Annotated in this window: 12 protein-coding genes and 2 pseudogenes; 6 read left to right on the top strand and 8 right to left on the bottom strand. The window is 69.3% G+C overall.

Going from position 1 to position 13,112, the window contains the following annotated elements; all coding sequences use genetic code 11:
• Window positions 1-62: 62 nt before the first annotated feature.
• Window positions 63-182 (top strand): annotated as a pseudogene (locus OG966_RS27260) (tyrosine-type recombinase/integrase); the annotation flags it as partial.
• A 7-nt stretch (window positions 183-189) separates the two neighbouring features.
• Here OG966_RS27260 and sodN read toward each other — a convergent pair.
• On the bottom strand, window positions 190-585 hold the full coding sequence (gene sodN / locus OG966_RS27265) for a superoxide dismutase, Ni (RefSeq protein WP_326652512.1): 396 nt from the start codon (window positions 583-585) through the stop codon (window positions 190-192).
• 150 nt (window positions 586-735) lie between these two features.
• Here sodN and sodX point away from each other — a divergent pair.
• Window positions 736-1,152: pseudogene (gene sodX / locus OG966_RS40930) on the top strand (nickel-type superoxide dismutase maturation protease); the annotation flags it as partial.
• Here the strand turns inward: sodX and OG966_RS27275 are convergent.
• Window positions 1,059-1,688, bottom strand: a complete 630-nt coding sequence (locus OG966_RS27275; protein ID WP_326652513.1) for a CGNR zinc finger domain-containing protein — start codon at window positions 1,686-1,688, stop codon at window positions 1,059-1,061. The pseudogene sodX and the gene OG966_RS27275 sit on opposite strands and share 94 nt — an antisense overlap.
• Before the next feature lie 164 nt (window positions 1,689-1,852).
• Here OG966_RS27275 and OG966_RS27280 point away from each other — a divergent pair, with 164 nt between their 5' ends.
• Window positions 1,853-2,542: a class I SAM-dependent methyltransferase gene (locus tag OG966_RS27280; RefSeq protein ID WP_326655395.1), complete on the top strand. Its 690-nt coding sequence runs from the start codon at window positions 1,853-1,855 to the stop codon at window positions 2,540-2,542.
• Window positions 2,543-2,601: 59 nt separating this feature from the next.
• Here OG966_RS27280 and OG966_RS27285 read toward each other — a convergent pair whose 3' ends face one another.
• From OG966_RS27285 to OG966_RS27295, 3 genes are read right to left on the bottom strand one after another with little or no spacing between them, the layout of a single operon-like run.
• On the bottom strand, window positions 2,602-3,354 hold the full coding sequence (locus tag OG966_RS27285) for an amino acid ABC transporter ATP-binding protein (RefSeq protein WP_406733751.1): 753 nt from the start codon (window positions 3,352-3,354) through the stop codon (window positions 2,602-2,604).
• Window positions 3,355-3,359: 5 nt separating this feature from the next.
• Window positions 3,360-4,316 carry an amino acid ABC transporter permease gene (locus tag OG966_RS27290; RefSeq protein ID WP_326652514.1) on the bottom strand — a complete coding sequence of 319 codons (957 nt, stop codon included), beginning with the start codon at window positions 4,314-4,316 and terminating at the stop codon, window positions 3,360-3,362.
• 42 nt (window positions 4,317-4,358) lie between these two features.
• Window positions 4,359-5,318: an ABC transporter substrate-binding protein gene (locus tag OG966_RS27295; protein ID WP_326652515.1), complete on the bottom strand. Its 960-nt coding sequence runs from the start codon at window positions 5,316-5,318 to the stop codon at window positions 4,359-4,361.
• Between the two features lie 529 nt (window positions 5,319-5,847).
• On the opposite strand from OG966_RS27295, the gene OG966_RS27300 reads away from it, so the two are divergent.
• The 3 genes from OG966_RS27300 (at window position 5,848) to OG966_RS27310 (ending at window position 9,675) form a co-directional block, all read left to right on the top strand.
• Entirely contained in the window at window positions 5,848-7,059 is a 1,212-nt protein-coding gene (locus tag OG966_RS27300; protein ID WP_326652516.1) for an NAD(P)-dependent malic enzyme, read from the top strand.
• Window positions 7,060-7,266: 207 nt separating this feature from the next.
• Complete coding sequence (locus OG966_RS27305) at window positions 7,267-8,232, top strand: zinc-binding dehydrogenase (protein ID WP_326652517.1); 966 nt, start codon at window positions 7,267-7,269, stop codon at window positions 8,230-8,232.
• A gap of 33 nt (window positions 8,233-8,265) precedes the next feature.
• Entirely contained in the window at window positions 8,266-9,675 is a 1,410-nt protein-coding gene (locus OG966_RS27310) for a glycoside hydrolase family 5 protein (RefSeq protein WP_326652518.1), read from the top strand.
• Here the strand turns inward: OG966_RS27310 and OG966_RS27315 are convergent.
• The 3 genes from OG966_RS27315 to OG966_RS27325 form a co-directional block, all read right to left on the bottom strand.
• Window positions 9,653-10,498 (bottom strand): MBL fold metallo-hydrolase, encoded by an 846-nt coding sequence (locus OG966_RS27315; protein WP_326652519.1) that lies wholly within the window; start codon window positions 10,496-10,498, stop codon window positions 9,653-9,655. The genes OG966_RS27310 and OG966_RS27315 overlap by 23 nt on opposite strands.
• A 696-nt stretch (window positions 10,499-11,194) precedes the next feature.
• Window positions 11,195-12,199, bottom strand: a complete 1,005-nt coding sequence (locus tag OG966_RS27320; RefSeq protein ID WP_326652520.1) for a PadR family transcriptional regulator — start codon at window positions 12,197-12,199, stop codon at window positions 11,195-11,197.
• Window position 12,200: 1 nt separating this feature from the next.
• Window positions 12,201-13,052 carry a DUF4097 family beta strand repeat-containing protein gene (locus OG966_RS27325; protein WP_326652521.1) on the bottom strand — a complete coding sequence of 284 codons (852 nt, stop codon included), beginning with the start codon at window positions 13,050-13,052 and terminating at the stop codon, window positions 12,201-12,203.
• Window positions 13,053-13,112: the final 60 nt, after the last annotated feature.

Genomic DNA, 13,112 nt, shown 5'->3' on the forward strand with positions numbered 1-13,112 from the left:
CACGACCCGACATGCTCGACTGGACCACGGTCGGTGTGGATACGACGTCGTGCCCGCAAGACCTCTGGCCGGGCGAAGAAGACCGCACCCGGACCGTCATGGACGCCGTTCTCGGCGGCCTGCGGACCGGGTGCGGACTCGGAGACACTGCGACCAAGGAAATCGCAGGTCAGATGGCATGATCGAAGATCAAGCCTTCTTCGTCTCCCAGAAGATCTTGTCGATCTGGGCGATGTAGTCCAGTGCCTTCTGGCCCGTCGCCGGGTCCGTGGAGGCCTTCGCGGACGACAGCGCCTTCAGGGTGTCGTTGACCAGCTGGTTCAGCTCCGGGTACTTCTCGAAGTGCGGGGGCTTGAAGTAGTCGCTCCACAGCACCGAGACGTGGTGCTTGGCGAGCTCCGCGCGCTGCTCCTTGATGACCGTGGCGCGGGCCCGGAAGTGCGGGTCCTCGTTGGCCTGGTACTTCTCCTGGACGGCCTTGACCGACTCGGCCTCGATGCGGGCCTGGGCCGGGTCGTATACACCGCAGGGAAGGTCGCAGTGGGCGCTGACCTTCACCTTGGGGGCAAACAGGCGGGAAAGCATTGAGCTGTCCTTCCTCGTGATCGTCTTCTCAGGTGGGACATTACTCCGTGAGAAGCGTGTTTTCGCGGGTGCCCCCTAGGGCTTAGGACAAAAGTCCAGGGTCAGTATGGGACTGGTGGCCGAACATACCGTGGGACTCGGAGGTGGCGGATGACTGACCAGGGGCGGGAGCCGAGAGCGCCGTTCGGGGTCGCCGAAGTGACGGGTCCTTCCATGTACCCGACGCTGAAGCACGGCGATCAACTGCTGGTCCATTACGGCGCGGAGGTGAAGGCCGGCGATATCGCCGTACTGCGCCATCCGCTGCAGCAGGATCTGCTCATCGTCAAGCGGCTCGTCGAGCGCCGCGAGGACGGCTGGTGGGTGCTCGGGGACAATCCGGGGGCGGAGGGGGACAGCCGGCTGTTCGGCACGGTTCCCCACGAGTTGCTGCTGGGGCGGGTGCGCGGCAGATACCGGCCGCTGTCCGAGGATCAGCGATCGGTCCGCGGGGTGGTCTCCTGGGCGGTGTCGTCGCTGCGGCTCGTGCTCGCCGACCGTTCCGTCTCGAGGCGTTTGCGGGCGCGGTACGCGGCCACATTGGCGCGGGTCGCGCAGCGGTCCGAGCAGTAGCGGCGTGAGCGGTTGGTCGAGGTGTCGAGGTAGGCGTTGCGGCACGGCGCCGCCTGGCAGAGGCCCAGCCGGTCGACCCCGTACTCCGTGAGATGGAACGCAAGGCCCATCGCGGCGATCGCTGCGTACCCCGCGGTCGCGTTGGACGGGTGGTCGGCCAGGTGCATGTGCCACTTCGGGCGGCCGTCCTCGTCCCGGAAGTCGTGGCCCGAGATCTGCGGGTTCACCGGGAACTCCAGCAGCAGTGAGTTGAGCAGGTCGACCGCCTGGGTCTCGTCGCCGGCGTCGGCCGCGGTGAAGACCGCGCGCAGGCGGCCCCGTACGGACCGGAAACGGGTGACATCCGCGTCGGTGGCGCGGCGTGCGGCCTGGGAAGACTCGCCGAAGAGCTCGCGAATGGACTCGACCGAGGTGAGGGAGTCCTTGTTGCGAGCCGGCTCCTCGGTGTTGACCAGGCGCACGGCATAGTCCGAGTAATAGGCCAGTTCCACTTGTAGTCCTTACCGCGACGTTCTAGTGTCGGCGTAACGGCTGATGATGCTTCGAGGGTATTACGGACGGGAGGGTTCCGGTGGCGGAGACGGCGGCAGGGGCGAGTACGGGGACCGACTGGCGGGCCTGGCAGGAGAGCTGGGACCGGCAGCAGGAGTGGTACATGCCCGACCGCGAGGAGCGGTTCCGGGTGATGCTGGACATGGTCGAGGCCCTGGTGGGCCCCGAGCCGAGGGTGCTGGATCTCGCTTGCGGTACGGGAAGTATCACGGACCGGCTGCTCAAGCGGTTCCCGAAGGCCACCAGCACGGGGGTCGATCTGGACCCCGCGCTGTTGACCATCGCGGAGGGATACTTCGACGGCGACGAGCGCATCACTTTTGTCACCGCCGATCTGAAGGACCCCGAGTGGGTGACGAAGCTGCCGCACGACCGGTACGACGCCGTGCTCACCGCCACCGCCCTGCACTGGCTGCACAGCGAGCCGCTGACCGCGCTGTACGGACACATCGCGGGGCTCGTGCGGGACGGCGGTGTTTTCATGAACGCCGACCACATGATCGACAGCACCACCCCGCGCATCAACGCCGCCGAGCGGGCCCGCCGGCACGCGCACATGGACCGGGCGAAGGCCGCCGGTGCGCTCGACTGGTCCGACTGGTGGGCCCTGGCCGCCGAGGACCCCGTACTCGCCGGGCCGACCGCCAGGCGCTACGAGATCTACGGCGAGCACGCCGACGGGGACATGCCGTCCCCGCACTGGCACGCCGAGACGCTGCGCACGGCCGGATTCGGCGAGGCCCGCGCCGTATGGGCCTCGCCCTCCGACACGCTGCTGCTGGCTGTGAAGTAGCTTCCGGACAGCACGAGAGGGCGGTACGGACATCACGTCCGTACCGCCCTCTCGCGTGACTACAGAACCTTCGAGAGGAAGGATTTGGTGCGGTCGTGCTGGGGGTTGTTCAGTACGTCGCGGGGGTGGCCGGACTCCACCACGACGCCGTCGTCCATGAAGACGAGGGCGTCGCCGACCTCGCGGGCGAAGCCCATCTCGTGGGTGACGACGATCATGGTCATGCCGTCCTCGGCGAGGCCGCGCATGACGTCCAGGACGTCACCCACCAGCTCCGGGTCGAGGGCGGAGGTGGGCTCGTCGAAGAGCATCAGCTTCGGTTCCATCGCCAGCGCACGGGCGATGGCGACGCGCTGCTGCTGGCCGCCGGAGAGCTGCGACGGATAGTTCCTGGCCTTGTCCGACAGGCCCACCCGGTCCAGCAGCCGCTCCGCGCGGGCCCGGGCCACGGCCTTCGACTCGCCCTTGACCTGGATCGGGGCTTCCATGACATTCGCCAGAGCGGTCATGTGCGGGAACAGGTTGAAGCGCTGGAAGACCATGCCGATGTCCCGGCGCTGCGCCGCGACCTCGCTGTCCTTCAGCTCGTAGAGCTTGTCGCCCTTCTGCCGGTAGCCCACCAGCCGGCCGTCGACCGAGAGCCGGCCGGCGTTGATCTGCTCCAGGTGATTGATGCACCGAAGGAACGTGGACTTGCCGGAACCGGACGGGCCGACCAGGCAGAACACCTCACGCGGGGCGACCTCAAGATCGATGCCCTTGAGGATGTGCGCGGGACCGTAGGACTTGTGGACGCCCTCGGCCTTCACCATGGCGCTCATGCGACGCCTCCCTTCGGACGGCCGAACGCCAGATTGGCCTTGACCTTCTGCCACGGCGTCGGCGGCAGCTGCCGCAGCGACCCGCGGGCGTAGTAGCGCTCGACGTAGTACTGGCCGACGCTGAAGACGCTGGTCAGAGCCAGGTACCAGATCGAGGCCACCAGCAGCATCTCCATGACCGCGAACGACGTGGAGCCGATGTTCGTCGCCGCGCGGAGCAGTTCGTTGTACTGCACCGCGGACACCAGGGAGGAGGTCTTGAGCAGGTTGATGAACTCATTCCCGGTCGGCGGCACGATCACCCGCATCGCCTGTGGGAGCACGATCCGCCGCATGGTCTTGCCGGTGGGCATGCCCAGCGCGTGCGAAGCCTCGGTCTGGCCCTCGTCGACCGACTGGATGCCGGCCCGGACGATCTCGGCCATATAGGCGCCCTCGTTCAGGCCCAGGCCCAGCAGGGCGACCACGAACGGGGTCATGACGTCGACCATCTCGTCCTTGTAGAACCCGAGGTTCAGGACGGGGAAGATCAGCGCGAGGTTGAACCAGAGCAGCAGCTGCACATACACCGGGGTGCCGCGGAAGAACCAGATGTACAGCCAGGACACCGCACCCGTCACCGGGTTCTTCGACAGCCGCATGACCGCGAAAACAATGCCCAGAATCAGGCCGATCAGCATCGACAGCACGCTGATCAGCACCGTGCGGCCCATGCCCGCCAGGATCCGGTCGTCGAAGACGAAGTCCCCGACCGTGCCCCAGTTGACGTCGCCCTGCGAGAACGAGTACACCAGCGTGCCCAGCAACGCCACGACGACGACACCGCTGACCCAGCGGCCCCAGTGCCGTACCGGGATGGCCTTGATCTTCTCAGGGGGAATGAATGCCCCCTTGCTGACCGCCGAGTCCGCTGGTGGCTCGTCGGCGGGCGTTTTGTCGAACTTGTCAGTCACAGTGACTGCCCTTCAGTGAACGCTTGAGGCGAGAACGCCGTATTACTTGCCGGCGTTGACGGTCGCCTCGGTCACGGCGCTGTTCTTGACGTCCCACTTCTCCAGGACCTTCGCGTACTCGCCGTTCTTGATGATCGCGTTCAGCGCGTCCTTGAGCGCGTCACGAAGCTGCGCGTTGTCCTTGTCGACGGCGATGCCGAACGGACCGGCGCCGGTCTGGTCGCCCGCGACCTCGAAGTCCTTGCCACCGCCCGCGGTCTTCGCGATGTGCGCGGCGACCGGGTAGTCGTTGAGGTCGGCGACAGCGCCGCCGGACTTCACGCGGGTCTGGGCCTCGGCGTCGGTGTCGAACGCCTCGATGGTGAGCTTGCCCTTGCCGTCCTTGCTGCACTTGGCGGCCTGGGTCTTGAAGGTGTCCTCGTAGATCGTGCCGCGCTGGACGGCCACCTTCTTGCCGCACAGGTCGTCGAGCGACTTGATGCTGTCCGGGTTGCCCTTCTTGACGAGGAGCGAGACGCCGGAAGTGAAGTAGTCGACGAAGTCGACGCCCTGGCCGACCTTCTTGCCCTTGTCGTCCAGGCCCTCCTGGCGGGCCTTGGTGTCGCTCATGGCGGACATGACGATGTCCTGGCGGCCGGTGTTGAGCGAGGAGATCAGGCCGTCGAAGGTGCCGCTGGTGAACTGGAACTTGACGCCGAGCTGAGTGCCGAGGGCCGCGGCGATGTCGGGGTCGATGCCGACGATCTTGCCGCCCTCCTCGTACTCCATCGGGGCATACGCGGCGTCCGTACCGACCTTGATCACGCCGGCGTCCTGGTACTTCTTCGGCAGCTTGTCGAAGAGCGCGGCGCTGCTCTCCTTGGTGCCCCCGGACGCCGAGGTGCCGGAGTTCGTCTGGTCACCACAGGCGGTGAGCATGAGTGAGCCGGCGACCGCGATTGCGCCGACCGCGGCGATCCGGGAACGGGCGGCGGTCGTACGACAGGTGTTGCTTGCGGTCATGATCAGGATCCTCCGGCGGGTGAGGTGGCAGCCTTTTTGGACATTCCGGTCGTTGTACTCACCTTCGAGTGTCGCGACCTTGAGTGTTTTCGGCATCTTGCCATTCGGACTAGCCCAATCAGGGGGCCGCGCATGTCAAAATCGGGTAACGGGTCACCCCCGAACCTCACGAGGCCGGTACATCAAGGCCGGACCTCTTACGGGAATGCCTTCTTCCGACCGGAAGATCTGCGGCTCATCTCGCTTCGCGGACGGTTTTCAGTGCGCGAAGCGGACGTGTCCAGATATTCGGCGATGAGTCGTGTCACCGCGTGGATAACGACTCGTCGCGGTGCCGTCCGTCCGGTATGAAGGACGTTTACACCCCTCATCCGGGGCTCAGGGCGCGTGTGCGGCGCGCCCGCGCGTACGTACCTCCCCCCGCCAGGCGGGCCAACCGCTGAGGCGGGGCACGGACGCGGTGCCCGCCCACCCCTCCTCAACCAGGAGTGGCCACCCTCAACAGATGAAGACTTAAGGGGTCAACCAAATGGCAGCGGAGATCGTCAATCCTCGCAGCGACAGCGGTACGGAGAGTGCTCCCGAGGAGCCCTTCGATCCGGCCTTCGCGCTGCACCGTGGCGGCAAAATGGCCATCCAGGCCACTGTGCCGATCCGCGACAAGGACGACTTGTCCCTTGCGTACACACCCGGCGTCGCCAAGGTCTGCACCGCGATCGCCGAGCAGCCCGAGCTCGTCCACGACTACACCTGGAAGTCACAGGTCGTCGCTGTCGTGACGGACGGCACCGCGGTGCTCGGTCTCGGCGACATCGGTCCGGAGGCGTCGCTTCCGGTGATGGAGGGGAAAGCCATCCTCTTCAAGCAGTTCGGCGGCGTGGACGCGGTGCCGATCGCTCTCGCCACCACGGACGCCGACGAGATCGTCGAGACCGTGGTGCGGCTCGCACCGTCCTTCGGCGGCGTGAACCTCGAGGACATCTCGGCACCGCGATGCTTCGAGATCGAGCGCAAGCTTCAGGAGCGCCTCGACATCCCCGTCTTCCACGACGACCAGCACGGCACGGCCGTGGTGACCCTCGCCGCGCTGCGGAACGCGGCGAAGCTGACCGGGCGCGGTCTCGGTGAACTGCGCGCCGTCATCTCCGGCGCCGGAGCGGCCGGTGTGGCCATCGCGAAGTTCCTGCTGGAGGCGGGCATCGGCGATGTGGCGGTGGCCGACCGCAAGGGCATCGTCAGCGCCGACCGCGAGGACCTGACCCCGGTCAAGCGGGAGCTCGCGGAGATCACGAACCGGGCGGGCCTGAGCGGCTCGCTGGAGACCGCGCTGGCCGGCGCGGACGTCTTCATCGGCGTCTCCGGCGGTACGGTGCCGGAGCCGGCGGTCGCCTCGATGGCGCCGGGAGCCTTCGTCTTCGCGATGGCCAACCCGAACCCCGAGGTGCACCCCGATGTCGCGCACCGGTACGCGGCGGTCGTGGCCACGGGGCGCAGTGACTACCCGAACCAGATCAACAACGTGCTCGCCTTCCCGGGGATCTTCGCGGGTGCGCTGCAGGTGCGGGCGTCCCGGATCACCGAGGGCATGAAGATCGCGGCGGCGAACGCGCTGGCGGACGTGGTGGGCGACGCGCTGGCTGCCGACTATGTGATCCCGTCGCCGTTCGACGAGCGGGTGGCCCCGGCGGTCACCGCGGCCGTGGCGGCCGCCGCGCGCGCGGAGGGCGTCGCGAGGCGCTGATCCGTCACGTTCGGCGTACGAGAACGGGCTGTGCCGCATCCCCCGAGGGATGCGGCACAGCCCGTTCCGCTCGGCGACCGGCCGAACTTCGTTCGTGGGCTTCGTCCGAACAGGTGGGTACGGAACCCCAGGGGTCCGGGCGACGCGGCGCGTGTCACACCCCGGAGTGGTTCCGTCGCCTCCCGTCCCCGCCCTATCGTCATGGTCATGTTCGCCGCCTACGCCGCCCGTATCGACCGTGACACCCCGCTCAACGGCCTGGAGCTGGGTGAACGCCCGGCTCCGGGCGCCCGCCCCGGCTGGACCACCGTGAACGTCAAAGCCGCTTCGCTCAACCACCACGACCTCTGGTCGCTGCGGGGTGTCGGCCTTGCCGAGGACAAGCTTCCGATGATCCTCGGCTGCGACGCCGCGGGCATCGACGCGGACGGCAACGAGGTCGTGATCCACTCCGTCATCGGTCAGACCGGGCACGGCGTCGGCCCGGACGAGCCGCGCTCCATCCTCACCGAGCGCTACCAGGGCACCTTCGCCGAGCAGGTCACCGTCCCGTCCTGGAACGTCCTGCCGAAGCCGAAGGAGCTCAGCTTCGAGCAGGCCGCCTGCCTGCCCACCGCCTGGCTCACCGCGTACCGGATGCTCTTCACCAACGCCGGAGTGCGGCCCGGGGACTCAATCCTCGTGCAGGGCGCCGGCGGCGGTGTGGCGACCGCCGCGATCGTCCTCGGCAAGGCGGCGGGGCTGCGCGTCTACGCCACCAGCCGCGACGAGGCCAAGCGGAAGCGGGCCGTCGAGCTGGGCGCGGAGGAGGCGTACGAGCCCGGCGCGCGGCTGCCGCGGCGCGTGGACGCCGTCATCGAGACGGTCGGCGCCGCGACCTGGTCGCACTCGGTCAAGTCGCTGAGGCCGGGCGGTTCCCTGGTGATCTCCGGCGCGACCAGCGGCGACCGCCCTTCGCACGCCGAGCTGACCCGGATCTTCTTCCTGGAACTGAAGGTCGTCGGCTCGACGATGGGCTCGAAGGACGAGCTGGAGGATCTGCTCTCCTTCTGCGCGGCGACGGGCGTACGGCCGGTGATCGACGAGGTGCTGCCGCTGGACCGGGCCAGGGACGGCTTCGAGCGGATGGCCGGCGGCGACCTCTTCGGAAAGATCGTGCTGACGACCTCTTGATGGACCGTCAGGTGCGCTGATGGGATCCGTCCCATGCGTACGCGCCGAACGACCCGGGCACTGGCGACGGTCTGCTGCATTCTTCTGCTGTTCGCGGGGGCGCCTGCCTCCGCGGACCCGGGCGGTCCCGGTGGCATTCCCCGGCTGACCGACGACCGGGGCAGAACGCTCACGCTGCGCGGCTGGAACGTCGAGGACAAGGCGAACCGCGGTGAGCACGCGCTCTCCGCCATCACCGAGAAGCACTTCCGCGATATGCGCGCCAAGGGCTTCAACTTCGCCAGGCTGCTGGTCTTCTGGGACGACCTCGAGCCCGAGCAGGGCCAGTACAGCGCAGCGTATCTGCGCAGGATCGAGCGGATCCTGGACTGGGCCGAGAGGTACGACATCCAGGTGCTCGTCGACGCCCACCAGGACGTCTTCGGCCCCGCCTTCGGGCATCGCGGCATCCCGGAGTGGGCGACCCGGACCGACGGGCTGCCCTTCACCCCGCACCCGGACGACTGGTTCTCCGAGTACTTCGAGCCGGCCGTGCAGCGCGCGTTCACCCACCTCTACGAGGACGGGGACCTGCGGCGCGCGCAGGCGCGGATGTGGCGGGTCCTCGCCGGCCGCCTCGGGCACCATCCGGCCGTCCTCGGCTACGACCTGATCAATGAGCCGATGGGCGAGATGCGCGCGGGCGAGGAGCTGCCCACGGCGGCCCGCCGGATCGAGCGCGACCAGCTGACGCCGATGTACAACCGCCTCGCGGACGCGATCCGTTCGGCCGACGACGACAGCCGGCTCTTCATCGAGCCGACCCCGATCGTCGGCGAGAGCGTCCCCACGGGCCTCGGGGCGGTCAAGGACCCGAAGGTCGTCTACGCACCGCACTTCTACAACGCGGCGATGGAGGCGGGCGCGGACTACGACCCGGCGGCGGGCTGGATCGAGTCGTACGAGGCGGCCGTCACCGCATACCCCACATCACAGAAGATCCCGGTGGTGGTGGGCGAGTGGGGCCCGCTCAACAACTCCCTCCCGAACATGTCGCGCTTCTACCGCGAGGCGCTTGCCTCCCTTCGCCGCTACAGCTCCGGCTGGGCCGGCTATGTGTGGTGCTACGGGGGCGGGTACTGCGCGGTCGACAGCGCGGGAGCGCTCCGCAGGAACAAGGAGCAGACCGCCGCGCCGTACGCCGCGGCCGTGGCGGGCCGGGTGGGCGCGGACACGTACGACCCGGCGAGCGGGACGTACCGCCTGGTGTACCGGGCGTCCGCGCGGCCCGGCACGACGGAGATCTCACTGCCGCCGAGCCCGTCGGGCTGGCGTATCGCCGTGGCAGGACCGGCCTGGACGGACAGCCGGACGGTGGCCGCGGGCATCCCCCGTGTGGTGCGCGTCCTGGCCCGGCCGGGGGCGCGGATCACGGCGGTCATCACTCCTCGTACACCACGATGAAGTCGCGGCAGGGCCCGTCGTGCACGGCCAGGGCGCTGCGCAGCCGGCGCAGATGCGCGGTCGTCAGCTGAAGCGGGGGTTCGTCCGGCTGATACGTGGTGCCACGTGGGTAGTCCACGTCCGCGGTGGTCGTCATCTCTATGTGGCAGCCGAGGATGTGGGTCACCGGTGTCGCCTCGCAGAACGCGAGCAGGCGGTCGACGGTGGCGGTGAAGACGGCGGAGTCCTGGACGTACAGCCGGCCGGGGTAGAGGGAGTCGCCGGTCAGCAGCAGGCCGGTGTGCCGGTCGTGAAAGACAACGGCGGCCTCCTGGTGCCCGGGCCCCGGCAGCAGATCCAGCACCCGCCCGCCGAGGTCCAGCTCTCCTTGGCACTCTGGCCAGGCCTCGATGCCGAAGAAGTCCGTCACCTCTTTCAGCGAGGGACCGACGACCTCGGTCCGCGGCCGGTCCGCGAACTGGGCGTCGCCGGCGATGTGGTCGCCGTGCCCATGGGTGTGAGCCACCACCAGTCCGTACTCCGCGCGCGGGTTCCGGTCGAGCCACCCGTCGACCAGCGCGTCGACGGTCGCGCGCAGGGGGAAGTACGCGGGGTCGGCCGTGGCACCGGTGTCCAGCAGCAGTGCGCGTTCGTTCCCGAACAGCAGGAAGAGAAACGGGGCTTCGAAGTGCACGGACTTGTTCTGCCGAAGGATGACGGTGTGCTCGGAGTAGGCGTGGACCTGTATCTCCGGCGCCGGGTCGTGTTTGGGCGATGGCCAGCCGGCATGCCACTGGACGTCGAGACTGCCGGTCACGGGTGCGGCGGTACGAAAATCGATCACGGGACCACGGTACGACGGGGCGTCGCGCGGGGTGGCTGTGCGGCGTTCCCCCACACCCCCGGTGCGGCAGCTTCACGCCCCCACGGCGCGACGTTCCGGCGCCTCCGCGGCAGCGTGCTCACACCACCGGGTGCGGCCACCCGGGGGCCCAGGGCCCGCCCCTGGCAGGGGGACGCGCAGGGGTCGGCGTCGCAACTCGCGCGCGAAGCGCGGTGAGGAACCCGGACGGCCACCGGCCGAAGACCGGGCACGCCGACCGCCCGCGGCGGGACGTTCCGGCGGCGCGGCCTCACCCACCTACGGTCACCGGCTCCGCGTCGCGGCCCCTCACACCCAGGAGGGCGGGCACCCGAGGGGCCCCGCCCTTGCCCCGTGGCAGGGGGACGCGCAGGGGTCGTGTCCGGGACGTAGAGCTTCGCAACTCGCGCGAAGCGCGGTGAGGAAAGCAGTCCCGGACACGAGCCCCGGAGCGGACCCCGGACGGCTTCCGGCCCAAGACCGGGCACGCCCAAGCACCCAAGACCCGCACCCCGCAAGGCACCACACCCCGGACCAAGCCAGGCAAGGAACCCGTACCCCGGGACCAAGCCGGCAAGGCACCCGCACCCCGGGACCATGGCACCCCCGCAAGGGACCCGGCACCCCGCAGGGAACCCGAACCCCGGGACCAAGCCCGCAAGGGACCCGCCGTGTTGCTCAGGCGTTCGGTTTGCGCAGGAGCGCTCCGATGTGGGCCGCCGCCGTTGACAGGTGGCGGCGGGCCTCGCCCAGTTGTGACTCCGTCACCCCGTGGTCCCGCGCCGCATCCCTGATGTCGTCCCGGAAGCGGTCCAGCAGCCGGTCGAGATCGCGTGCCGGGTCGCCCGAGCCCGTCGTGTCCTCCGCCCACTCCGGCGCCGCGGCCCCAGCCCCGGCCCCGGCCCCAGCCGCCTCCGCCTTCGAAGCCTCCGCCTTGGTGTACGGCGGCCAGGCCGTCCCCCGCGCCAGGCCCCCGAGCTGCGTGCTGAGCTCCGACAGGCCCTCCCGTACCCCCGTCGGCCAGTCACCCCGCGCAAAGTGGTCCTGCACCTGGTCCTGGACCTGCTTGGCGATGCGCTGCATCTCCTGGCGGGCCGTGTCCTGCGCCTCCTTGGCCTGCCGACGCGCCTGCTGCGCGTCCTCGCGGGCCCGGCGCGACTCGTCCTTCGCCCGGCGCGCCTGCTCCTTCCACTCCTGCTTGGCGCGGCGGAGCTCCTCCTTCGCCGCCCGCCACGCCTCCTTGTCGCCGAAGGCGGACTCCCAGTCGGCCCGCTCCTTCGCGCCGCCGGGCGCGTGCCGTGTCTCCGTCGCCGCCGCGCGCATCTCGCTGCGCAGCTTGCCCGCCGCACCCCGCACGTCGTCGCGGATCTCCGCGGCGAGTTCGGAGACGGATTCGCGGATCTCCAGCTCGAGGTCGGCCAGCTCCCCGCTGCGCCCGGCCAGTTCCTCGCGGCCCGCGTCGGTGATCGAGTAGACCTTGCGACCGCCCTCGGTGGCATGGGTGACCAGACCCTCGGCCTCCAGCTTGGCGAGCCGCGGGTAGACGGTGCCGGCGCTCGGCGCGTACAGGCCCTGGAAGCGCTCCTCCAGCAGGCGGATCACCTCGTAGCCGTGGCGCGGCGCCTCGTCCAGGAGCTTCAGCAGATACAGGCGCAGTCGGCCGTGGGCGAAGACGGGCGGCATGTCAGAGCACCTTTCCGGTGGGGGCTGCGTCGTGCGGTTCGTCCTCCGCGGGCGGCCGGCGGAGCAGCGCGATGGAACCGGAGACGGTCGTCGCCTTGAGCGTCCCCGTGCCCGCGCCCAACGTGCCGGTGATCTTCTTCGCGCCCCACTGTCCGCTGACCCGCAGGTCGTCGAAGGCGTTGGAGACCGCGCCGCTCGCGGTGTTCGCCTCGACCTGCGCGTCCGCGGGGTGCGGCAGCCGGATCGCGACCTCGCCGGAGACGCTGGTCAGCCGGATGTCCGTCGGCTTCCCGCCCGGGTCGAGGTCGATGACCATGTCGCCGCTGACGGATTCGGCCCGTACGGAGGAACCCGAGCCCTCGATCACGGTCAGATCGCCGGAGACCGAGTTGTAGCGGAGGTCGCCGGTGACGGACTGGGCCTCCAGGTTGCCGGAGACGGATTCGGCGCGGACCGCGCCGGAGACACCGACGAGAGTGGTGTCGCCGCTGACGCCGCGTATGGCGGTGGGCCCCTGGATGCCGGAGACGACGGCTGCGGCGCCGACGACGCCGACCTCGACGGACGAGCCGGCCGGGACGGCGAGGGAGACGACGGCACTGCGGTGCCAGCCCTTGCGGTCGAGCCACTTGAGGAAGCCCTTCCAAGGCAGGTCCTCGTACGCGACGGTGAGGGTGGAGCCCTGCTGGGTCACGATCAGCGGGGGTCCCTCGACCTCGGAGATCTCCAGGCGGGCGGAACCTTCGTCCGTGCCCACGACGTTGACCGTTCCGTTGACGATACGCACGTTGAGTGCCGTCACCGGGTCGTCGAAGGTGAGCTTCTTCGGCTCTGCGACGGACCACTCGGACATGGTGCGACCTCCCTGGGTCGGCCGTGACGCAACATATCGCGTCTCTTGCTGAACACGATA

The sequence above is a fragment of the Streptomyces sp. NBC_01750 genome, from assembly GCF_035918095.1.
Lineage (GTDB): Bacteria > Actinomycetota > Actinomycetes > Streptomycetales > Streptomycetaceae > Streptomyces.